Origin of the sequence: Streptomyces sp. NPDC048269, from assembly GCF_040652395.1 — a bacterium.
GTDB lineage: Bacteria > Actinomycetota > Actinomycetes > Streptomycetales > Streptomycetaceae > Streptomyces.
Genome location: NZ_JBEZLW010000059.1, coordinates 1 through 20,659, shown reverse-complemented (window position 1 = coordinate 20,659; position 20,659 = coordinate 1). Strand labels below are relative to the sequence as shown.

The 20,659-nt window shown below is 73.4% G+C and carries 19 protein-coding genes; 6 read left to right on the top strand and 13 right to left on the bottom strand.

From position 1 onward, the window contains the following. Positions 1–118: 118 nt before the first annotated feature. A complete protein-coding gene (locus tag AB0D48_RS33860) occupies positions 119–919 on the bottom strand; it encodes a VOC family protein (protein WP_362405929.1) in 801 nt (266 codons plus the stop codon). Between the two features lie 419 nt (positions 920–1,338). Here AB0D48_RS33860 and AB0D48_RS33855 point away from each other — a divergent pair, with 419 nt between their 5' ends. Beyond that, on the top strand, positions 1,339–1,986 hold the full coding sequence (locus AB0D48_RS33855) for a TetR family transcriptional regulator (protein WP_362405926.1): 648 nt from the start codon (positions 1,339–1,341) through the stop codon (positions 1,984–1,986). Between the two features lie 53 nt (positions 1,987–2,039). Here AB0D48_RS33855 and AB0D48_RS33850 read toward each other — a convergent pair whose 3' ends face one another. Together AB0D48_RS33850 and AB0D48_RS33845 are read right to left on the bottom strand one after the other, a co-directional pair. Next, complete coding sequence (locus tag AB0D48_RS33850; protein ID WP_362405923.1) at positions 2,040–2,531, bottom strand: nitroreductase family deazaflavin-dependent oxidoreductase; 492 nt, start codon at positions 2,529–2,531, stop codon at positions 2,040–2,042. Further along, positions 2,531–3,760 carry an acyl-CoA dehydrogenase family protein gene (locus AB0D48_RS33845; RefSeq protein ID WP_362405920.1) on the bottom strand — a complete coding sequence of 410 codons (1,230 nt, stop codon included), beginning with the start codon at positions 3,758–3,760 and terminating at the stop codon, positions 2,531–2,533. The genes AB0D48_RS33850 and AB0D48_RS33845 overlap by 1 nt, the downstream gene beginning before the upstream one ends. Before the next feature lie 136 nt (positions 3,761–3,896). Here AB0D48_RS33845 and AB0D48_RS33840 point away from each other — a divergent pair, with 136 nt between their 5' ends. After that, positions 3,897–5,114: an acetyl-CoA acetyltransferase gene (locus AB0D48_RS33840; RefSeq protein WP_362405917.1), complete on the top strand. Its 1,218-nt coding sequence runs from the start codon at positions 3,897–3,899 to the stop codon at positions 5,112–5,114. Between the two features lie 140 nt (positions 5,115–5,254). Continuing rightward, complete coding sequence (locus AB0D48_RS33835) at positions 5,255–5,929, top strand: pyridoxal 5'-phosphate synthase (protein ID WP_362405914.1); 675 nt, start codon at positions 5,255–5,257, stop codon at positions 5,927–5,929. 34 nt (positions 5,930–5,963) lie between these two features. Here the strand turns inward: AB0D48_RS33835 and AB0D48_RS33830 are convergent, their stop codons facing one another. The 5 genes from AB0D48_RS33830 to AB0D48_RS33810 form a co-directional block, all read right to left on the bottom strand. Further along, complete coding sequence (locus AB0D48_RS33830; RefSeq protein WP_362405962.1) at positions 5,964–7,310, bottom strand: FAD-binding oxidoreductase; 1,347 nt, start codon at positions 7,308–7,310, stop codon at positions 5,964–5,966. Between the two features lie 253 nt (positions 7,311–7,563). Continuing rightward, positions 7,564–9,252 (bottom strand): helix-turn-helix transcriptional regulator, encoded by a 1,689-nt coding sequence (locus tag AB0D48_RS33825; RefSeq protein WP_362405911.1) that lies wholly within the window; start codon positions 9,250–9,252, stop codon positions 7,564–7,566. A gap of 84 nt (positions 9,253–9,336) precedes the next feature. Then, positions 9,337–9,777 (bottom strand): Zn-ribbon domain-containing OB-fold protein, encoded by a 441-nt coding sequence (locus AB0D48_RS33820; protein WP_362405908.1) that lies wholly within the window; start codon positions 9,775–9,777, stop codon positions 9,337–9,339. Beyond that, the gene (locus tag AB0D48_RS33815) at positions 9,774–10,226 is read right to left on the bottom strand and encodes a DoxX family protein (protein WP_362405905.1); all 453 of its coding nucleotides are present in this window, start codon (positions 10,224–10,226) and stop codon (positions 9,774–9,776) included. The genes AB0D48_RS33820 and AB0D48_RS33815 overlap by 4 nt, the downstream gene beginning before the upstream one ends. A gap of 98 nt (positions 10,227–10,324) precedes the next feature. Further along, positions 10,325–11,137, bottom strand: a complete 813-nt coding sequence (locus AB0D48_RS33810; RefSeq protein WP_362405902.1) for a maleate cis-trans isomerase — start codon at positions 11,135–11,137, stop codon at positions 10,325–10,327. A 169-nt stretch (positions 11,138–11,306) separates the two neighbouring features. Between AB0D48_RS33810 and AB0D48_RS33805 the strand changes: the two genes are divergently transcribed. From AB0D48_RS33805 to AB0D48_RS33795, 3 genes are all read left to right on the top strand, one after another. Further along, positions 11,307–12,458: an NAD(P)/FAD-dependent oxidoreductase gene (locus AB0D48_RS33805; RefSeq protein ID WP_362405899.1), complete on the top strand. Its 1,152-nt coding sequence runs from the start codon at positions 11,307–11,309 to the stop codon at positions 12,456–12,458. 166 nt (positions 12,459–12,624) lie between these two features. After that, on the top strand, positions 12,625–14,859 hold the full coding sequence (locus tag AB0D48_RS33800; RefSeq protein WP_362405896.1) for an acetate--CoA ligase family protein: 2,235 nt from the start codon (positions 12,625–12,627) through the stop codon (positions 14,857–14,859). A gap of 360 nt (positions 14,860–15,219) precedes the next feature. Continuing rightward, positions 15,220–16,020, top strand: a complete 801-nt coding sequence (locus AB0D48_RS33795; RefSeq protein WP_362405893.1) for an enoyl-CoA hydratase-related protein — start codon at positions 15,220–15,222, stop codon at positions 16,018–16,020. Between the two features lie 18 nt (positions 16,021–16,038). Here the strand turns inward: AB0D48_RS33795 and AB0D48_RS33790 are convergent, their stop codons facing one another. The 5 genes from AB0D48_RS33790 to AB0D48_RS33770 all read right to left on the bottom strand — a co-directional run bounded on the left by AB0D48_RS33790 (position 16,039) and on the right by AB0D48_RS33770 (position 20,505). After that, a complete protein-coding gene (locus AB0D48_RS33790) occupies positions 16,039–16,818 on the bottom strand; it encodes a VOC family protein (protein WP_362405890.1) in 780 nt (259 codons plus the stop codon). A gap of 120 nt (positions 16,819–16,938) precedes the next feature. Next, positions 16,939–17,700 carry a 3'(2'),5'-bisphosphate nucleotidase CysQ gene (locus tag AB0D48_RS33785; protein WP_362405887.1) on the bottom strand — a complete coding sequence of 254 codons (762 nt, stop codon included), beginning with the start codon at positions 17,698–17,700 and terminating at the stop codon, positions 16,939–16,941. A gap of 33 nt (positions 17,701–17,733) precedes the next feature. After that, complete coding sequence (locus AB0D48_RS33780) at positions 17,734–18,621, bottom strand: ABC transporter permease (RefSeq protein WP_362405884.1); 888 nt, start codon at positions 18,619–18,621, stop codon at positions 17,734–17,736. Next, on the bottom strand, positions 18,608–19,384 hold the full coding sequence (locus AB0D48_RS33775) for an ABC transporter ATP-binding protein (protein ID WP_362405881.1): 777 nt from the start codon (positions 19,382–19,384) through the stop codon (positions 18,608–18,610). The genes AB0D48_RS33780 and AB0D48_RS33775 overlap by 14 nt, the downstream gene beginning before the upstream one ends. Then, the gene (locus tag AB0D48_RS33770) at positions 19,381–20,505 is read right to left on the bottom strand and encodes an aliphatic sulfonate ABC transporter substrate-binding protein (RefSeq protein WP_362405878.1); all 1,125 of its coding nucleotides are present in this window, start codon (positions 20,503–20,505) and stop codon (positions 19,381–19,383) included. Before AB0D48_RS33770 ends, AB0D48_RS33775 begins: the two co-directional genes overlap by 4 nt. Between the last annotated feature and the right edge of the window lie 154 nt (positions 20,506–20,659).

Below are 20,659 nucleotides of genomic sequence, written 5' to 3'. Positions count from 1 at the left end.
CCGCCCGGGTCGCGCAACCCCGATTCTGTCAGGCCCGCGCCCGGTCCGGCCCCGGCACCGCGGACGCCGGGCCCTGTCGTCTAGGTCACGCCCGGGTCGGGCGCGGCTCAGGCGCGGCTCACGCCTGGCCCGTCGGCTTGGTGCGGGGTTCCGACAACAGCCCGAAGACCGCCCCCTGATTGTCGGCGACGACCGCGATCCTCCCGTAGGGGGTGTCGAAGGGGTCGGCGGTGACCCGGCCGCCGAGCCGCTGCACCATGGCGACGGACTGGTCGCAGTCCGGGACGGCGAAGTACGCGAGGAAGTGGGCCGGCATGATCTCCGGGAAGGCGTCGGTGATCAGGCTGCGGCCCATGACGGCGGTGTCGGTGCCGGGCGCGCTGCCGGGCGGGGACCAGACGCGGTACTCCACGCCCGCGTCGTCCTGGTCCTGCGGGACGTAGCCGAAGACCTTGGCGTAGAAGACGTCCACGGCGTCCCGGGCGCGCGTGTAGACCTCGGTCCAGCAGTACGTGTACGGCTCCTGCTGGGCCTCGAAGCCGTGGTGGGTGCCGGGCTGCCACAGCCCGAAGACGGCCCCGCCGGGGTCGGCGGCCATCGCCGCGGTCCCGTACGGGCCGACGGGCATCGGGTCCATCACCATCTGGCCGCCGGCGGCGCGGATCCGCTGGGCGCAGGCGTAGGCGTCGGTGGTGTAGAGGTAGATCCCCCATACGGTGGGCATCCGGCCGTCGGGCTTGGGGGCGAGGGCGGCGACGTTGCGGCCTCGGCTGTAGGCCTGCGTGTAGTGGCCGTATTCGGCGCCCGCGCTCTCGGAGAACGTCCACCCGAAGAGCTCACCGTAGAAACGCTTGCCCGCCTCGACGTCCGGGAGCGAGGCGTCCACCCAGCAGGGTGCGCCTTCCGCGAATGCGGCCATGAGCCCGGTTCCTTCCGTTGTGCGGGGGTGTGTACCCTCCCACCTCTCCCAGCCATGATCCGCCCGAAAACTTGTCCACAGCCTGTTGATAAGACTATTCGGGGGAAACGCCGAGGAACCGGGGCGACACACCCGGGCCGGTGGCCGCGGGCCGGTCGGGGCCCGGCTCCGGCCGGCTCTCGGGCCGGACGGCGGGCGGGGCGCGGGCGGATCGCGGGCGGATCGCGGGCAGGGCGCGGCCGGACCGCTGGCGGATCGCCGAGGGGTCGCGGCCGGACCGGGGCGGATCGCCGGCGGATCGCGGCCGGATTTCGCCGCCGCGGCTGCGCGGGACCGGCTTCCGCCCAGGCCGGGGACCCCCTAACCCCATTTGCAGGCGGCCGAATAGCGCGCCGATCACCCCTCGGTAAGCTGACGGCATGACAGGACAAGTACGCACCGTCGACGGGCGTGTCGCCGGCCGGCGCGGTCAGGCGACGCGGCAGAAGCTGCTCGACTGCCTCGGCGAGATGCTCAGCTCCTCGCCGTACCGCGACGTCAAGGTGATCGACGTCGCACGCAAGGCCGGCACCTCGCCCGCGACCTTCTACCAGTACTTCCCGGACGTCGAAGGCGCCGTCCTGGAGATCGCCGAGGAAATGGCCACCGAGGGTGCCCAATTGACGGCACTGGTCGAAGGCCGGAACTGGGTCGGCAAGGCCGGCTGGGCCGCCGCCGAGGAACTCGTCGAGGGCTTCCTGGAGTTCTGGCGCCGCAACGACGCGATCCTGCGGGTCGTCGACCTCGGCGCGGCCGAGGGCGACAAGCGGTTCTACAAGATCCGCATGAAGATCCTGAACTCGGTCACCAACTCCCTCACGGAGTCGGTGAAGGAGCTCCAGTCCAAGGGCAAGGTCGACAAGGACATCAGTCCGGCGGCGATGGCCGGTTCGCTGGTCGCGATGCTGGCCGCGGTCGCCTCGCACCAGAAGGGTTTCCAGACCTGGGGTGTCAAGCAGGCCGAGCTCAAGCCGAACCTGGCGCTGCTCGTCCACCTCGGCATCACGGGCAAGAAGCCCACCAAGTAGCGGCGGGCCCCTTCCAGGGTCCGCCGCCCCGGTACCGCTTCGCACGCCTGTGATCAGCGACGCTCCAGGCGGAACAGCCGGATCTCGCGCTCGATGCGCGCCTGGTACGTCGCGTACGGCGGCCAGAACCCCAGCACCGCCCGCCACGCCGCCGCGCGTTCCTCACCTGCCAGCATCCGGGCCCGTACGGCGATGTCCTGCCCTTTCCAACTCACGGACGCGTCCGGGTGCTTGAGCAGGTTCCCGGTCCATGCCGGGTGCCCGGGCCGGCCGAAGTTGGAGCCGATCAGCAGCCAGCTCGTCCCGCCGTCCTCCGGCATGCACGCGAGCGGGGTGGTGCGCGGCTCGCCGGTCTTGGCGCCCTTGGCGGTGAGGATCACGCCCGGCAGCATCTGGGCGCTGAGCATGACCTTGCCACCGGTCAGTTTGTGCACCGCCTTGTCCATGGCGGGGATGAAGTGCGGTGCGATCTTGGCGAACAGCCTGGTCGAGGAGACCTTCTGCATCAGCTTGACGCCGGGCGCCGCCCGGTCCACGCGAGCCATCAGACGGCCACCTTCACGTGTGCGGTCGGGGATGCGAACAGGCCCGCCCGGTCGGCGGCGTGCGCCCGCAGCCGGTGGACCGGGCCGAACAGCAGCTCGTCGGCCGCCGCCCGCTTGAAGTAGAGGTGCGCGTCGTGCTCCCAGGTGAAGCCGATGCCGCCGTGCAGCTGGATCGCCTCGCCCGCGGTCACGCGCAGGGCCTCCAGGCCCTGGGCGAGGGCGAGGCCGCCCTGCCGCGGGTCCCAGGCGGCGTAGTAGGCGGCCGAGCGGGCCGCCTGCACCTGTACGTAGAGGTCGGCGAGACGGTGCTTGACGGCCTGGAAGGAGCCGATCGCCCGGCCGAACTGCTCGCGCTGCTGTACGTACTCCACGGTGCGGGCGAGCGCCTGGCCGGCCGCGCCGACCGCCTCGGCGGCGAGCACGGCGCAGGCGGTACGGCCGGTGGCGGCGAGGGCGCCCAGCACGTCGGCACCGGCACCGGCAGCTGCGGGGGCTCCGGATCCAGCACCTGGCTCCCCCAGCAACTCGGCCGGTGCGTCCCTCAGTTGGATCCGGGCCTGGGGGCGGGTCTCGTCCAGGGTGGCCTGCCTCGACCGTACGAGCCCGGGCGCGTCCTCCCGTACGAGGAACAGCAGCGTACGGCTGCGCGCGAAGCCGCCCGTGTGCGCGGCGACCAGCAGCAGCGAGGCGCTGTGCCCGTCGAGCACCTGGGCCGCCTCCCCGTACAGCCTCCAGCCGTCGCCGTCCGCGTCGGGACGGGCCTGGACACCGCCCGCGCGGCCGCCGCCGGACCACGGGGCGACGGTGTTGTCGCCGGTCAGCGCCAGCGCGGTGGCCAGCGCCGGGCCGGGTACGGCGAGGGCGGCGGTCAGCCCGCCGGCGGCCAGCGGCGGGAGCAGGGCGGAGCGCTGAGCGGCCGTGCCGAGCGCGGTGATCAGCGGCACGCAGAGAGCGGCGGTGGCGAACAGCGGCGAGGGCAGCAGCGCCCGGCCGGTCTCCTCGCAGGCCAGGGCCAGGTCCGCGGGGGTGCAGCCGACGCCGCCGTACTCCTCGGCAACGGCGAGGCCCGGCAGCCCGAGCCGCCGGGAGAGCTGCTGCCACAGCTCGCGGTCGTGTCCGGCGGCGGTGCGGACGGCGGCTTTGACCTCGTCCGGGCCGCAGCGTTTGCCCAGGATCTCGCGCAGGGTACGGCGCATCTCGTCCTGCTCCGCGGTGAAGGCGGCATCCATCGTCGGGCTCCTCCCCGTATCTGACGGGCCGTCATGTTAGGGCGAGCCGAGTCAGATGCACAGGGGGTGGGCGCAACGGTCGCCGCATCGCATCGCGGGCTAGCTTCTGATGGAACGTCAGATGTACCGTCCCTTCATGCCTGGACTCACACCCGCACCCGTATCCGGACCCACTCCTGGTCCCGCGCCCCGCCCGCGCCGGAGGGTCGCGGTGGTCGGCGTCGCGCTCTCGGACTGCGGGCGGGTGGACGGACCCACCCCCTACGCCCTGCACGCGCAGGCCGCCCGCCGCGCCCTGGCCGACTCCGGCCTCGACCGCTCGGTCATCGACGGTTTCGCCTCGGCCGGCCTCGGCACGCTCGCGCCGGTCGAGGTGGCCGAGTACCTGGGCCTGCGCCCCACCTGGGTCGAGTCCACCTCGGTGGGCGGCTCCACCTGGGAGGTCATGGCCGCCCACGCGGCGGACGCGATCGCCGCGGGACACGCCAACGCCGTGTTGCTGGTCTACGGATCCACGGCCCGCGCGGACATCAAGGCGCGTCGGCGGACCTCGGACCTCTCCTTCGGGGCGCGGGGACCGCTGCAGTTCGAGGTCCCGTACGGCCACACCCTGATCTCCAAGTACGCGATGGCCGCCCGCCGGCACATGCACGAGTACGGGACGACGCTGGAGCAGCTCGCCTCGGTCGCGGTGCAGGCCCGGGCCAACGCGGCCACCAACCCGGACGCGATGTTCCGGACCCCGATCACGGTGGACGAGGTCCTGTCCGGCGACATGATCGCGGACCCGTTCACGAAGCTGCACTGCTGCATCCGCTCGGACGGCGGCTGCGCGGTGCTCCTGGCGGCGGAGGACTACGTACCGGATACGGCGAAGACCCCGGTCTGGATCCTGGGGACGGGCACCTCGGTGTCCCACACCACCATGTCGGAGTGGGAGGACTTCACGGTGTCCCCGGCGGCGGTCTCGGGCCGCATCGCCTTCGAGCGGGCCGGCCTGACTCCGGCGGACGTGGATCTGGCCGAGATCTACGACGCCTTCACGTACATGACCCTGGTGACCCTGGAGGACCTCGGCTTCTGCGCGAAGGGCGAGGGCGGGGCCTTCGTGGAGAAGGGCCGCCTGCTGCGCGAGGGGGAACTCCCGGTCAACACGGACGGCGGCGGCCTCTCGGCCTGCCACCCCGGGATGCGGGGTCTGTTCCTGCTGGTCGAGGCGGTCCGCCAACTCCGCGGCGAGGCAGGCCCCGGCCAGGTCACCAAGCCCGGCCGCCGCCTCCCGGAGGTAGCCGTGGCCTCGGGCACGGGCGGCTGGTTCTGCTCGTCGGGGACGGTGATCCTGGGACGGGGGTGAGGGGCCCTCCCCGGCGTGCGAACGACGCCACTCCTCAGCCCGGGGGTGGGTGGTGGCACATTCGAGTTCGGCGAGGGTCACCGCTGCACGGTGCGCACGGTCGGCCCCGTCGGCCCGGCTCGTGGTGTTCCATGGGCGGCATGAGCCGTGAGATCAGCAGTGACGGGTTCCGCGAGGTCCTGCACTCCCTGCGGGTGTGGGACTCGCCGCTTCCCGGATTCGACGTGGGCGACGCGCCCGAGGAGCCACTGGCGCTGTTCCGGGAGTGGTTCACGCATGCCGCGAAGGCCGGGCAGCCGGAGCCGCACACCATGAGCCTGGCCACCGTGGACGCCGAGGGGCGGCCCGACGTGCGGACGCTCATGCTGCACGACGCCGACGAGCGCGGCTGGCACTTCGCCTCGCACGCCACCAGCGCCAAGGGCCGGCAGCTGGCCGGGCAGCCGGCGGCCGCGCTCGGGTTCTACTGGCCGGCCGTGGGCCGGCAGGTCCGTGTCCGCGGCCCGGTCACGCCGTGCGGTCCCGAGGAGAGCCGCGCGGATCTGGCCGTACGGTCGCGCGGGGCGCTGGCCTCCGCACTGACCGGGCGGCAGAGCGAGGTGCTCGGCTCGGCGCAGGAGCTGGCCGAGGCCTCGGCGGCCGCGTGGGAGCGGGCCGCGGCGGAGCCGGACGCGCCCGCGCCGACCTGGACGGCGTACGTCCTGGAGGCCGACGAGGTCGAGTTCTTCCAGGGCGACGCGATGCGGCGCCATGTACGGCTGCGCTACCGGCGGGCCCCGGGGGGCGGCTGGATCCGCGAGCTGCTGTGGCCGTGACCTGACGGGGGCGTGACCTGACGGGGCCGCCCGCTCACGGCGCAATGTTGTGGTTGAGGTGGAACAGGTTGCCCGGGTCCCAGTGCCGCTTGAGGGCCACGAGCCGGTCGTAGTTCTGCCGGTAGTTGGACCGGACGCGGTCGCGGCCCTGGTCGTCGGCGTCCATGAAGTTGACGTATCCGCCCCCCACCGAATAGGGCGCGAGCGCGTCCGCGAAGGCGCGGGTCCAGCCGACCTGCGCCTCGCACTGGGCGCGTGTCGGCATGGCCGGGCTGAGCGCGGCGGAGAAGCCGGCGTCGCGGTAGGCGAACGCCGTGGCGTCCGGGGCCACCCGCTGGACGGCGCCGTCGAGGGGGAAGACCACCGTCGCGCTCTGGATGCTCGGGGTCGTCGCGCCGTACTCGGCGTACACGTCGAGGGCGGCGTCGGGCAGCCCACGGCTGAACAGGCCCTTCCAGTAGTGGAAGAGTCCGGCGGGCAGCAGCTCGTCGAAGAGCGTGTTGATCACCGGATACGGCATGCGTCCGACGTGCTGGCCGAGGACCGGTCCGAGTTCGGCGAGGCGGCCGCGAATGCGGTCGTCCTGGTCCTCGGAGCCGGTCCAGCAGGTGATGACCCCGCACAGCGGCCGCCCGTGCCAGCGTTCGGGCAGGAACGGCAGCGGCGGGCCGAGGGCGACCACGAGCAGGGCGCCGAACTCCTCGGAGGAGTCGGCGATCAGCTCGCGGTAGCGGCGCATGACGTCGGGGTCGAGCGGATAGAAGGTGGGGCCGCCGAGGATGTCGGCGATCGGGTGGAGCCGGTATTCGAGGGAGGCGAGCACGCCGAAATTGCCGCCTCCGCCGCGTACGGCCCAGAGCAGGTCTGCGTCGTGCTCCGCCGAGCAGGTCACCAAGGACCCGTCGGCGGTGACGACGTCCGCCGAGACGAGGTTGTCGCAGGCCAGACCGCAGCGGCGGGCCAGGAAACCCATGCCGCCACCGGTGGTCAGGCCGCCGATGCCGGTGGTGGAGACGACACCGCCGGTGGTGGCCAGACCGAAGGCGTGGGTGGCGTGGTTGAGGTCGGCCCAGGTACAGCCGCCCTCGGCGCGTGCGGTGCGCGCGACCGGGTCGACGCGGACGCCGCGCATCCGGCCGAGGTCGAGGACGGCACCGCCGTCGCAGGTGCCGTGGCCGGCGACGCTGTGGCTGCCGCCGCGGACGGCGAGGGGCAGGCTCTGCTCGCGGGCGAGGGCGACGGTGGTGATGATGTCGCCCGCGTCGGCGGCGCGGACGACGACCGCGGGGTGCCTGTCGTGCATGGCGTTGTAGACAGCGCGGGCGTCGTCGTAAGCGGGGTCCTCGGGGCGGACGACCTCGCCGTGGACAGTGGCGAGCAGCTGCGCGGCCTGCGCCTCGTCGAGGGCATGGCGTGTGGTGGAGGTGGTGATCAAGGCGTCCACCGCCTTTCGGTACGGCTCTTCGGTACCGCTCGTTCGACACGATTGGTTCGGTACGACCGGTTCGGTACGACTGGTTGGGTGCGGTTCTTCCGGTACGACACCGTTGTAGGTCCGGGGCGCAACGGCCGCATCGCCGGAATCACCCATTCCCGCGTCGTGGGCCGTTCTGCCCACTGCCCACGGCCAGGGCCTAAGTCAGCTCGTGCCGGTACGCGTACGCGGTAGCGGCGGCCCGGGAGGAGACGCCGAGCTTGGCGTAGATGTTGTTGAGGTGCCGGGCGACGGTGTGCTCGCTGATCACCAGCTCGGCGGCGATGGACCGATTGGTGCGCCCGGCCGCGAGCAGGCGCAGCACCTGCGTCTCGCGCTCGGTGAGCGCGCCAGGGGTCCCGGCCCCGTGCCGCGGGCCGGCGGCCAGCAGGGCCGCGGCCCTGCGGGCGTCGGGTACGGCGCCCAGCTGTTCGAAGACGGCGAGCGCGGCCCGCAGTTCCAGGCGGGCCCCTTCCTCGTCCCCCGCCGCCCGGTCGGTGGCCGCGAGGGTCATCCGTACCTGTGCCGCCTCGTACGGGACCCCGAGCTCCAGCCACAGCGCCAGCGCCCGGTGCAGCAGGGGCAGCGCGCGCTCGGGATCGTGTCCGGCGTACGCCACGGCGCCCGAGGCGCCCGCGCAGGCCGCGTGCAGCACGGTGGCGTCGGAGCCGCACAGCCGCTGCCACCGCCGCGCCAGCTGCTCCAGGGCCTGCGCCGCCGCCGCGGCCTGGTCGAGGTCACCGACGGCCAGCGCGACCTCGCTCTGCGCGGCGAGCAGACGGCACCGGCCCAGGGGCCCTGCGGTCGGATGGCTGTCGCCGCCGTCGCCGGTCACCGACAGGGCCAGCCGCAGGGCGGCCGCCGCGGCGTCCGCCTTGCCCTCGGCCAGCTGCAGCAGGGCCAGGCCCGGCTGCGGGTCGCGGCCGAGGGCGTGGGCGCGGGCGTACGAGGCGCGGGCCGCCGCCAGCTCACCACGACGGCGCTGGATACCGGCGGTCAGGTACACCGCCTCCGCCGCGATGCGGGACTCGTACGGCAGCAGCTCGGCGCAGGTCAGCTCCGCCTCGCCCGTCGCGCGCGGCCAGTTGCCCGACAGCTCGGCGACCTCCACCCGGTGGACCCGGCACAGCCCCCGGTAGTTGTTCTCCTCCGGCATCGACGCGCACCAGGCCATCGCAGCGTCCGTCCACTCCGCCGCCCGCCGCAGGTCAGCGCATGTCATACAGGCCTGGAGCCCCAGGCAGTAGACCCAGCCCGTGAAGAACGAGCCCAGCTCGCCCGCCGTCGCCGCGCACATGGCCTCGTCCAGCAGGGCGAGGCCCTCGGCGATCCGGCCCCTGGCCAGCAGCACCGCCGACCGGGCCTGCGTGCTGAGCGCCAGCAGGTCGGCGCTGCCGCAGCGCCGTGCGACGGCGGCCATGCGGTCGGCGCAGGCCATGGCCTCGTCGTAAGCGCCGCGCGCCTGCGCCTCCTCCGCGTCGGCCCAGGCCAGGTAGCACTGCTCGACGCATTCGGCCTGGCCGGCCAGGTGACGCCGGGCCCGGCCGAGCCAGCCCGCGGCCGCCGCGGTGCGCCCGGCGAGCTTGAACTCGTACGAGAGCATCCACGCGCTGAATCCGGCCGGGCGGTCCGCGCCGGCCGCCGCGTAGGCGGCGTAGGCGCGGGTCCGGGTGGCGACGGACTCCTCGACCCGGCTGGTCCACCAGGCCGCGTCGGCGAGCACCGCGAGATCGCCGGCTGTCAGCAGGTCCGGGTCGAGTGGGTGCAGCAAGGCGTACACCTCCGCCCACGCCTCGCGGTCGGCGGCGGCCCTGGCCCGGTGGATCGCCCGTTCAGCCCCGGTGATCACCCTTCTCACGATACGCGGGGCGGAGCGCACCTCCGCCGCGCGAGGGGGGCGGGGTGATCGCCCGGGGCGGGTGATGCGGGCAGGTCAGGACTCCCCGTCGGCCGCAGGGCGGAACACCGGGATCGTGACGCCCGGGGCCGCTTCGCCGAAGGTCACCTCCAGCGGCATGCCGATGCGCAGATCGGCCGGGGCGCAGTCCACCACCTGCGTCATCATCCGCGGGCCCTCGGCCAGGTCGACGACCGCCGCCGTGTACGGGACGCGGGTGCCGAACGGCGGGAGGTCGTTGCGGTGGACCACCGACCACGTGTAGAGGGTCGCGCGGCCGCTCGCCGCCTCCCACGCCACCCGGTCCTCGCCGGCCCAGCAGAACGGGCAGAACTCCCGCGGGTAGTGGTGCGCCCGGCCGCAGTCCGCGCAGCGGCGCAGCAGGAGCCGGCCCTCGGCCGCGGCGTCCCAGTAGGGGCGGGTGAACTCGTCCGCCTCCGGCAGGTCGTACCGTACGGCGCTCACCGGAACGTTCACAGGAAGAGTCCGATCGCCGCGTCGAGGGACCAGGTCTGCCAGGCCATCGCGAAGAGGGCGACGAGCGAGATGAGCGCCATCATGGCGTTCTGGCCCTGCTCGGCCCAGTCGTGGATCATCAGGACGAGGTAGAGCAGGTTCAGCAGCAGCCCGCCGATCAGCGCGACCGGGGTCAGGAAGCCGAGTACCAGGCCCAGCCCGAGGGCGAGTTCCGCGTAGACGACGATGTACGCCATGACCTTCGGCCTCGGCTTGACGACCAGTTCGAAGCCGGCCTTGACGAACGTCCAGCGGTGCTTGCCCGCGACGTCGGCGGCCCAGGCGATGCCGGTGCCGCGCTCGAACCAGCCCTTCTTGTCCTTGTGCCGCCAGCTCTCCAGCCACCACAGGCCGAGGCCCATCCGGAGCACGGCGAGCCATTCGGCCCCACTGAGCCATATGGTCTGCATCGGCGGCCCCCACCCCTCTCGCGTTCGACGCGACTGATCTGACGGTACGTCAGTTCAGCGGATCCGCGCCGATCCCGCAAGGGCCCTGCCGGCACGGCCTACCGGCTCGCGAAGAGCCTGCCGTAGCCGGTGACGCCGTCCGTCGGAGCGGCGGCCGCGCGCAGGGCCGCCCAGAGCAGGACCTGGTTGGCCGTGAGGACGGGGCGGCCGAGGGTGGTTTCCAGGGCTTCGACGGCGCCGACCGCGCGGAAGCCGTTGCCGCCGACGACGACCGCCCCGGCCGCGTCGGGCACGCGGGGCGCCACCCAGTCGTGGAGGGCGGCGGGCCGGATGAGCCCCTGCCCGCTGGGCAGGCCGCACGGGGCCGCGTACGGGACGTCGAAGCCGGCGCCCCGGTAGTAGGCCCGGCCGAGGCCGTTCAGCTCCGCGTCGAACCAAGGGGGGTCGACGAGGCAGAGCCGGGTCACCCCCAGCACGTGCAGCGCCTCGACCGTCGCCGCGCAGGTGGCGACCACCGGCAGGCCGTGGGCGCGCCCGGCCAGGCGGGCGAGCATCGCCGCCTCCCCGCGCGCGCCGATGACGTACGCGGAGCTGGTGAAGGCGAAGGCGATCGCCGCCACGGGCGCCGCGGCCAGCAGTTCGGTGGCGTCGTCCACGTACGGTGGCTCGGCGAAGGCCCGTACGGGGGCCAGCGCAATGGTCGGGTCCATGGCGCCGCGGGCTCCCATCGCGCCGAACGGCACCCGGGCGGCGTGCACCCCCACATCGGCCGGGGCCATCGCCCGCAGCTCCGACTCGGGGCCGACGTCGGCGTGCGGGGTGAGGACTCCCAGGCGGACGCGTACGTCCCAGCCGTCGGGCTGCCACATCGGCTCCGGCTCCCGTTCTCCCCCGCTTCCAGCGGTACGCACCAGGCACCACCACCTTGCCACGGCGGCATTGCGCCCGCTTCCGGCCGCTTCCGGCCGGAAGCGGGCGCCCGTGACCGATCCGCAATCGATTCCCTCCTCGAACGAGACCCATCAACCCAGCGTGGCGATACGATCACACCTCATGCCAGGAGTCCCCACAGCACCCGACATGACCACCCAGCCCCGCCCCGTGTACGTCATCGGCGGCGGTCCCGGCGGCCTCGCCGCCGCAGCGGCGCTGCGCGCCCGCGGGGTCCGCGCGGTGGTCGTCGAGAAGTCCGACGAGGTCGGCGCCTCCTGGCGGCGCCACTACGACCGCCTCCACCTGCACACCACGCGCCGCCTCTCGGCCCTGCCCGGCCTGGCCATGCCGCGCCGCTTCGGGCGGTGGGTCGCCCGCGACAACGTGGTGCGGTACCTGGAGAAGTACGCCGAGTTCCACGAGCTGGAGATCGTCACCGGCGTCGAGGTGACCCGGATCGAGCGCGAGCCGGACGGCGGCTGGAACCTGCACGCCAGCGGCGGGCGGGTGCTCACCGCCGGGGCCGTGGTCGTGGCCACCGGGTTCAACCACACGCCCGAGCTGCCCGACTGGCCGGGCCGCGACACGTACACCGGGCGGCTGCTGCACGCCGCCGACTACCGCAACCCCCGGCCCTACGCCGGCCAGGACGTGCTCGTCGTCGGCGTCGGCAACACGGGCGCCGAGATAGCCGTCGACCTCGCCGAGGGCGGGGCCGCCCGGGTGCGGCTCGCCGTGCGCACCGCCCCGCACATCGTGCGCCGCTCCACCGCCGGCTGGCCGGCCCAGCGCACGGGGATCCTCGTACGCCGGCTGCCCGTACGGTTCGTGGACCGGCTGTGCGTGCCCGTCGCCAAGGTCTCCGTCCCCGACCTGTCGGCGTACGGGCTCCCGCGCCCCGGTCCCGGTCTGTACAGCAGGGTCAAGGAGGGGGCGATCCCGGTCCAGGACGTGGGCCTGATCGACGCGGTCCGTACCGGGCGGGTCGAGCCGGTCGCCGCCGTCGAGGGTTTCGACGGCGCCGAGGTGGTGCTCGCGGACGGCTCGCGCATCACCCCGGACGCGGTGGTCGCGGCGACCGGATACCGCCGTGCGCTGGAGGGCCTGGTGGGACACCTGGACGGCGTACTCGACGAGCGCGGGCGGCCCCGTACGCACGGCGCGGACACCCCCGCACAGGCCCCCGGCCTGTACTTCACCGGCTTCACCAACCCCATCAGCGGGATGTTCCGGGAACTGGCCCTGGACGCCGGGAAGATCGCCAAGGCCGTGCAGCGGCATCTGCGCACCGCGGCCTGAACGGCACTCTGGACCCGACCACAGGAGATCTGCCACCGTTCCACACACCACCTCCACCAGCTTTCCTGCGCAGCCCTGTTCCTGACGGCACGTCAGTTCAGTAATCTGACTACGCGTCAGTTATTGAGGTTCCATCGAGGTTCATCGAGCAGGAGCGGGCGGAACGATGCTTGGATCTACTCACGGCACCCTCACCACCGACTTCCGCGCACGTGTCGAGGCCTGCGGGGAGTCCCCCAGGACGGCTGTCCACTCGACCGCGGCCCCGACCGCCGAGGACGCGGTCGCCGTGGACGTCAGCGGACGGCCCCTGCACTCCGAGGTCCCCGACCTGGACCGGTTCTTCCGGCCCGAGTCGGTCGCCGTCATCGGCGCCTCCGACGCCGAGGGCAGACCGAACACCGGCATCACCCGCCAGCTCATCGCCTGGGCGCAGCGCGTCGGCGCCCGGATCCACCCCGTGCACCCGACCCGGGAGAGCGTCTTCGGGCTGCCCTGCGCGCCCACGGTCACGGCCCTGCCCGAACAGGTGGACCTCGCCGTCCTCCTCGTCGCCGACCCGCTCCCCGTCATCGAGGAACTCGCCGAGACCAAGGTGAAGTTCGCCGTCGCCTTCGCCTCCGGCTTCGCCGAGACCGGCGACGCGGGCGCCGCCGCCCAGGCCCGCCTGGCGGCCGCCGTCGGCCGCTCGGGCCTGCGCCTGCTGGGCCCCAACACGAACCTCAACGCCTTCGAGGAGTTCCGCGACGACCTCGACGGCCCGGCCATCGCCCTGATCACCCAGTCCGGGCACCAGGGCCGGCCCGTCTACACCCTCCAGGAGCTGGGCATCCGCCTCTCCCACTGGGCGCCGACCGGCAACGAGGCCGACCTGGAGACCTCCGACTTCATCTCGTACTTCGCCGAGCGGCCCGAGGTCGGGGCCATCGCCTGCTACGTCGAAGGCCTCAAGGACGGCCGGTCCTTCCTGCTCGCCGCCGACCGGGCGGCCCGCAACGGCGTCCCGGTCGTCGCCGTCAAGGTCGGCCGCACCGAGACCGGGGCGCGCATGGCCGCCTCCCACACCGGGAAGCTGACCGGCGCGGACACCGTCGTGGACGCCGCCATGCGCCAGTTCGGCGTGATCCGCGTCGACGGCCTGGACGAACTCCAGGACACGGCCGCGCTGCTGGCCCGCGCCCGCAAACCCCGGGCCGACGGCGTGGTCGTCTACTCCATCTCCGGCGGCACCGGAGCCCACTTCTCCGACCTCGCCTCCGAGGCGGGCCTGACCCTGCCCACCCTCTCCCGGGCCAAGCAGGACGAGCTCCACCAGTGGATCCCGGAGTACCTGAACGTCGCCAATCCCGTCGACAACGGCGGCCACCCCGTCGGCGACTGGCGCGGCCGCAAGATCATCGATGCGATCCTCGCCGACCCGTCCGTCGGCGTACTGATCTGCCCGATCACCGGCCCCTTCCCCCCGATGAGCGACAAGCTCGCCCAGGACCTGGTGGACGCCGCCGACGCCACGGACAAGCTGATCTGCGTGATCTGGGGCTCCCCGGTCGGCACCGAGGAGGCCTACCGCGCCACCCTGCTCGGCTCGTCCCGCGTCGCCACCTTCCGTACCTTCGGCAACTGCATCACCGCCGTACGCGCCTACCTCGGCCACCACCGCTTCACCGCGGCCTACCGCTCCCCCTTCGACGAGGCCCCGCGCACCCCCTCCCCCTCGTACCGCAAGGCGCAGGCCCTGATGCGGCCGGGCCAGCAGCTCAGCGAGCACGCGGCGAAGCAGCTGCTGCGCGCGTACGGAATACGGGTTCCCCGCGAGCAGCTGGTGACCAGCGCGGCGGCGGCCGTCCGCGCGGCCGGCCTGGTCGGCTACCCCGTCGTCATGAAGGCGTCGGGCCCGCAGCTCGGCCACAAGACCGAACTCGGCCTGGTCAAGATCGGGCTGACCTCGGCCAGCCAGATCCGCGACGCGTACCGGGAGCTCACCGACATCGCCCGCTACGAGAACGTGCCGCTGGACGGCATCCTGGTGTGCCAGATGGTCGAGCGGGGCGTCGAGATGGTCGTCGGCGTCACCCAGGACGACCTCTTCGGCCCCACCGTCACCGTCGGCCTCGGTGGTGTCCTCGTGGAGGTCCTGCACGACGCGGCGGTCCGCGTGCCGCCCTTCGGTGAGGACCAGGCGCGCCGGATGCTCACGGAGCTGCGCGGGCATGCGCTGCTGGAGGGGGTACGGGGGGCGCCGCCGGCCGATGTCGACGCCCTGGTGGAAGTCATCCTGCGGATCCAGCGGATGGCGCTGGAGCTCGGCGACGAGCTGTCCGAGCTGGACATCAACCCCCTGATGGTGCTGCCGCGGGGGCAGGGAGCGGTGGCGCTGGACGCGCTGGCCATCTGCCGCTGACCGGGCCGGGGGTCATGCCGCTGACCGGGCCGGGGGTCATGCCGCTGACCGCGCCGCGGGGTCATGCCGCGGCGCGGAGGCCCGACCGGGGCTCGCGACCCCCGCCTGCCCGCTCCCGGGGCTCCGCCATCCAGCCTCGCCGGCGTTTGAGGCGCGGGGTCCGGGGCGGAGCCCCAGGGGCCTTTCAGCCCGTCCGGCGTCTGAGGACCGGGTCCGGGCGGAGGCCGGGGAACGGTGGAAGGGCGGGTGGGGGACGGCCCCGCGCAGCGGCACCCGCGACCCGCACCGGCTCACCGCCCGCACCCACGACCCGCACCCCCCACCCCCACCCCGCCCACCCCACACGAACGGAGTTTCACGATGACCGGCACCCCCGAGGACGAAGTCCTCCACCGCACGGACAACGGCGTCGCCTGGATCACCCTCAACCGGCCCGACGCCATGAACGCCGTCACCTGGGACCAGCGCGAGCGGGTCATCGCCCTGCTCGGTGACGCCTCCGCCGACCCCGCTGTGCGTGCCGTCGTCGTCACCGCCACCGGCAAGGGCTTCTGCGCCGGCGCCGACCTCCGGGGCGCGCCCGTCACCGGCGACCGCGTCGCCGGTGACGTCGCCCGCACGATCCGCCTCGGCGCGCAGCGCCTGATCACCGCGGTCCTCGACTGCGAGAAGCCGGTCATCGCTGCGGTCAACGGCACCGCCGCCGGCATCGGCGCGCACCTCGCGCTCGCCTGCGACCTGGTCATCGCCGCCGAACAGGCCCGCTTCATCGAGGTGTTCGTGCGCCGCGGCCTGGTCCCCGACGGCGGCGGCGCATACCTGCTGCCGCGTCTGGTCGGCCCGCAGAAGGCCAAGGAGCTGATGTTCTTCGGCGACGCCGTCCCGGCGGCCGAGGCCGCACGCCTCGGTCTGGTCAACAAGGTGGTCCCGGCCGAGGAGCTGGAGACCACCGCCCGCGCGTGGGCCGAGCGCCTCGCCCAGGGCCCCACCCGCGCCCTCGCGATGACGAAGCAGCTGGTCAACGCCTCCCTGGACAGTGACCGGACGACCGCACTGGCCGCCGAGGCCACCGCCCAGGAGATCAACATGACCACGGCCGACGCCAACGAGGGCGTGTCGAGCTTCGTCGAGCGCCGCACCCCCAAGTACTCCGGCCGGTAGGGCACGGCGAACCGTTCGCTACATGCGCGGGTCCGGCTTCAGCAGCGCGAACACCGCCCCGGAGGGGTCCGCCAGCCACGCGATCCGCCCGACCTCCGGCACGTCGGACGCCGGCATGACCACCGACCCTCCGTTCCCCGTGGCCGTCTCCACGGCGGCGTCGACGTCCGGCACGTGGAAGTACGGCGTCCAGCGCGGCTCCCCGCCCTCCCCCATCTGCGGCGCGACCCCGCCGAAGGAGGCGTCCTGCTGGTCCCCGTCGGCCACGCTCAGCACGCGGTACGTCATCCCCGGCGCCTCCATCTCGGACTGCCGCCACCCGAACACCCCGGCGTAGAAGGCGATGGCCGCTCCCGGGTCCTGCGCGTGGAGCTCCGCCCACACCAGCGTGTTGTCGGCGGAGGCCAGCTGGAACCCGGCGGTCTTCCCGGGCTGCCAGGACGCGAACTCGGCGCCCTGCGGGTCGGTGAACTGCGCCAGCCAGCCCTCGCCCATGACGTCCATGGGCTCCATCCGCACGCTCCCGCCGCCGTCCTTGACGGCCTTGGTGGTGGCCTGGATGTCGGGGCTCATGAAGTGGATCATCCACGCGGACTTCGCCCCCTCCTCGGTGAGCGGGCCCAGCGCGGCGACGGTCTTGCCGTCCAGCTGGAAGAAGCCGTACCCGCCCGCCTCCGGCCCGGCGGAGACGAAGTTCCAGCCGAACAGGGCGCTGTAGAAGCGCGCGGCGCCGTCGGTGTCGGGGCTGCCGAGGTCGAGCCAGTTGGGTGATCCGGTACGGAAGTCGGTGCCGAGCATGGTTTCTCCAGCGGGTGGGGTGGACGACGACCCCGGCCACGATGCCGACCGTCCCGGGCCGTCAGCCCGCACTTCCCCCGGCGGGGCGGTGGATTCACCCGTGAGGGGGAACCCGGGCGCTCACCACTCCAGCTTCGCGATCTCCGCCAGCAACGTCTCCTCCAGGCCCTTGCGGCAGACCAGCAGGTCCGGCAGCCGGGGGTCGCGCCGGTTGTAGCGCAGGGGCGATCCGTCGAGCCGCGAGGCGTGCGCTCCGGCCGCCAGTGCCACGGCGACCGGGGCCGCGGAGTCCCATTCGTACTGGCCGCCGCCGTGGACGTAGGCGTCGACCGTACCGAGGACGACGGCCGAAATCTTGACGCCGGCCGAGCCCGTCGGAACCATCTCGGCCCCCAGTGCGGCGCTGAGCTTCCCGACCGACGCGGGCGGCCGCGTACGGCTCACCGCGATGCGCAGCGGGGCGCCGGCCGCAGCTGAGGCTGGCGAAGGCACCGACAGCCCGGTCCCGGTGGCGAGCACCCGGTCACGGGCGGGCAGCGCGACGGCGCCCGCCGCGAGTCGCTCCCCCTCCCAGAGGGCGACGTGGACGGCCCAGTCGTCCCGGCCCTCCTCGGCGTATTCGCGTGTGCCGTCGAGCGGGTCGACGATCCACACCCGGGGTGCGCCGAGCCGGGCCGCGGAATCGGCCGCCTCCTCGGAGAGCACCGCGTCGCCGGGCCGGCGGGCCGCCAGTTCCCGGGCGAGGAACTCCTGCGCAGCCCGGTCCCCCGCCGTGCGCAGGGCGGCGGAGTCCGCGAAACCGGTCCGTGCCCGCAGTTCCAGCAGGACGCCTCCCGCGCGCTCCGCCAGGTCGGCCGCGCAGGCGTGGTCGTCGTACGTCATCGTCTTCCCTCTCCTCTCCGACATCCCTGTCCGTCATCCGTCCGACAACCCGCGCCCCCTCAGCACCCTGCGGGTCAGGGGCGCGAACACCAGCAGCTCGATCCCGACTCCCAAGAGCAGGATCAGCAGGATCGACGCCAGGACCAGCGGCATGTCCTGGTTGACCCGGGCGTTCTCCAGCAGGTGCCCGAGGCCCATCCCCAGGTCCGGGGAGCTGGCGATGAGCTCGGCAGCCATGAGGGAGCGCCAGGAGAACGCCCAGCCCTGCTTGAGGCCGGCCAGATAGCCGGGGACCGCGGCCGGCAGCAGTACGTGGCGCACCCCGGCGAGACCGGTCGCGCCCATGGTGCGTCCCGCGCGCAGATAGATCGGGGGCACCTGGTCCATGCCGGAGATCAGGCCGTTGGCTATGGACGGTACGGCTCCGAGCAGCACGACCGCGTAGATCGTGGCGTCCGTCAGGCCGAACCAGACGATGGCGGCGGGCACCCAGGCCACCGACGGCAGCGACTGGAGCCCGGACAGGATCGGGCCGATGGCCGTCCGTACCGGTGCGACGCGGCCGACCAGCAGGCCGAGCGGCGTCGCGATGACGGCCGAGACGGCGAATCCGAGCGCACCGCGCCAGACGCTCTCTCCGACGACGCCCAGGATCGTTCCCTCGTACCACTGGTCCTGCAGCGCCCGCCACACGTCGATCGGCGCCGGCAACAGATAGCGCGGCTTGAGTTCCGCCTCGCAGGCCAGCTGCCACGCGGCGAGGAGCAGCGCGACGGCGATCAGCGGGGGCAGCAGCCGCGTCCGCAGGGTGCGCCGCAGCGTGGAGCGGCGGGCGGCGGCCCGGCCCGTCTCCAGGGCGTCGAGTCCGGCCTCCAGGCCCGCGAGGTCGCCGGCCTCGCGCCTGGTGTCAGTGCTGACCATGGCGGCGGATCTCCCTCCGGAGCTGTTCGGTGATCTCAAGGGACAGCTCGGCGACGTCCGCGTCCTCGATGCGGCGCGGCTGCGCGATGTCCACGACCCATTCCCGGGCGATCCGCCCGGGGCGCGAGGACAGCAAGATCACCCGCTGGCCGAGCCGTACCGCCTCGCGCACGTTGTGGGTGACGAAGAGGACGGACAGCGAGCCCGCGGCGGACCCGCTCTTGTTCGCGGTCTGCCAGACGCGGGTGAGCTCCCCGTGCAGGACGTCCCGGGTGATGGCGTCGAGCGCGGCGAAGGGCTCGTCCATCAGGAGCAGCCCGCTGTCCTGGGCGAGCGCCCGGGCCAGGGCCACGCGCTGGCGCATACCGCCCGAAAGCTCGTGCACGCGCTTGCCGAAGGCGTCCTGGAGCCGTACGAGTTCGAGGAGCCGCTGCGCCTCCGCGCGCCGCGCGGGCTTGGCCCTGCCGGCCAGTTTCAGCGCCAGCTCGATGTTCTGCCCCGCGGTCAGCCAGGGGAACAGCGCGTGCTCCTGGAACATCAGCGCCGGCCGGTCGCCCGCCACGTCGATGGCTCCGGCCGTCGGGCGGTCGAGTCCGGCGATCAGGTTCAGGAGGGTGGACTTGCCGCAGCCGGACGCTCCGAGGACGGTGACGAACTCACCGGCCGAGACGGCGAGGTTGATGTCGTCGAGGACGAGCTGTTCCCCCGCGGCCACGGGGAACGACATCGACATGTTCTCGACGCGTACGGCGGCCGCGTTCATCGGACCGGCCCCAGACCGGCCGCCGTCTCGTCGACCACGGGCCGGTTCACCGACCGCAGCGCGTCGTTGAGCGGCCGCAGGTCGTAGATCCCCCGCAGGTCGGCGTCCTGCAGCAGGCCCACCGTCACGGCGTGCTGTGCCTGGGTGCGCAAGGTGGAAGCCAGCGGGTCGTGCAGGAATCTCAGGCCCCGGAACGCCGCGTCGAGTACGTCCTCGGGCAGCGGTTTGCCGGTGAGTTCCGCCAGGGCACTGTTGATGCGCACTTTCGCCTCCTGCGGGTGTCCGGCGATCCAGTCGTTCGTACGGATGGAGCCGCGCAGCACCGCCTCGACCACATCGGGATGCTCGGCGAGGAACTTCCGCGAGACGATCACGTTCGTCACGACGAAGTCCCCGCCCGGCCAGAGGTCCTTCTCCTCCAGCAGCCGCTTGCCGCCCTTGGCCACCAGCAGCGACGCGGTCGGTTCGGGCACCCACGCGGCGTCGATGCTGCCCCGCTCGAAGAGTCCGGGTATCTCCTTGTTGTCCGCCCGCACCACGCTCACATCGCCCCGGCCGGTGGTCGCGTCGACGGTGAACCCCTGGTCCGCGAGGTAGGCGAGGAGCGCGACGTCCTGCGTGTTGCCGAGCTGTGGGGTGGCGATCCGCTTGCCCGCGAGCCCCTTCCCCGCCTGCTCGGTCTTCTTCGGGTCGGCGACCAGGGAGACGCCGCCGGAGGCCGCGCCGGAGATGATGCGCAGCGCCTTCCCCTGGGACTTCGCGTAGCCGTTGACCGCGGGCGACGGGCCGATGAAGCCGATGTCGACCGAGCCGGCGTTGAGCGCCTCGATCTCGGAGGGGCCCGCGTTGAAGACCTGGGTGCTCAGCTTCGTACCGCCCAGCTCGGCGGCGAACATGCCCTCGCGGGCGCCCAGCAGGGCGGTGGCGTGGGTGAGGTTGGCGAAGTATCCGATGCTGACGGTGGACGCGGACAGCGGCGTGCCCGTACCGGCGGCGGCGAGCGGCTCGTGCCGTGCGCGGTCCTTCGCGCGCGAGCCGTATCCGCAGCCTGCCAGCGCCGCGATCAGCAGCGCCGTCACGACGATCCGGGCCGTTGCTGTCCTTCCGCTACGCGAGCGCACCGGCGTCGCCTCCGGGGTCCGACGTGAAGGATTCGCCTGCCATGCCTGCCGCGAGGGTGGTGCCGTCGGCGGGGTCGATCAGGAGGAAGGACCCGGTGCGGCGGGAGTCGGCGTACGCGTCGAGCGCGAGGGGTTCGGCGGTACGCACGACGAC

Coding starts and splice junctions, on each gene's coding strand:
- AB0D48_RS33860 (WP_362405929.1), bottom strand. CDS start 919: ATGGCCGCATTCGCGGAAGGCGCACCCTGCTGGGTGGACGCCTCGCTC.
- AB0D48_RS33855 (WP_362405926.1), top strand. CDS start 1,339: ATGACAGGACAAGTACGCACCGTCGACGGGCGTGTCGCCGGCCGGCGC.
- AB0D48_RS33850 (WP_362405923.1), bottom strand. CDS start 2,531: ATGGCTCGCGTGGACCGGGCGGCGCCCGGCGTCAAGCTGATGCAGAAG.
- AB0D48_RS33845 (WP_362405920.1), bottom strand. CDS start 3,760: ATGGATGCCGCCTTCACCGCGGAGCAGGACGAGATGCGCCGTACCCTG.
- AB0D48_RS33840 (WP_362405917.1), top strand. CDS start 3,897: ATGCCTGGACTCACACCCGCACCCGTATCCGGACCCACTCCTGGTCCC.
- AB0D48_RS33835 (WP_362405914.1), top strand. CDS start 5,255: ATGAGCCGTGAGATCAGCAGTGACGGGTTCCGCGAGGTCCTGCACTCC.
- AB0D48_RS33815 (WP_362405905.1), bottom strand. CDS start 10,226: ATGCAGACCATATGGCTCAGTGGGGCCGAATGGCTCGCCGTGCTCCGG.
- AB0D48_RS33805 (WP_362405899.1), top strand. CDS start 11,307: ATGACCACCCAGCCCCGCCCCGTGTACGTCATCGGCGGCGGTCCCGGC.
- AB0D48_RS33800 (WP_362405896.1), top strand. CDS start 12,625: ATGCTTGGATCTACTCACGGCACCCTCACCACCGACTTCCGCGCACGT.
- AB0D48_RS33795 (WP_362405893.1), top strand. CDS start 15,220: ATGACCGGCACCCCCGAGGACGAAGTCCTCCACCGCACGGACAACGGC.
- AB0D48_RS33790 (WP_362405890.1), bottom strand. CDS start 16,818: ATGCTCGGCACCGACTTCCGTACCGGATCACCCAACTGGCTCGACCTC.
- AB0D48_RS33785 (WP_362405887.1), bottom strand. CDS start 17,700: ATGACGTACGACGACCACGCCTGCGCGGCCGACCTGGCGGAGCGCGCG.
- AB0D48_RS33780 (WP_362405884.1), bottom strand. CDS start 18,621: ATGGTCAGCACTGACACCAGGCGCGAGGCCGGCGACCTCGCGGGCCTG.
- AB0D48_RS33775 (WP_362405881.1), bottom strand. CDS start 19,384: ATGAACGCGGCCGCCGTACGCGTCGAGAACATGTCGATGTCGTTCCCC.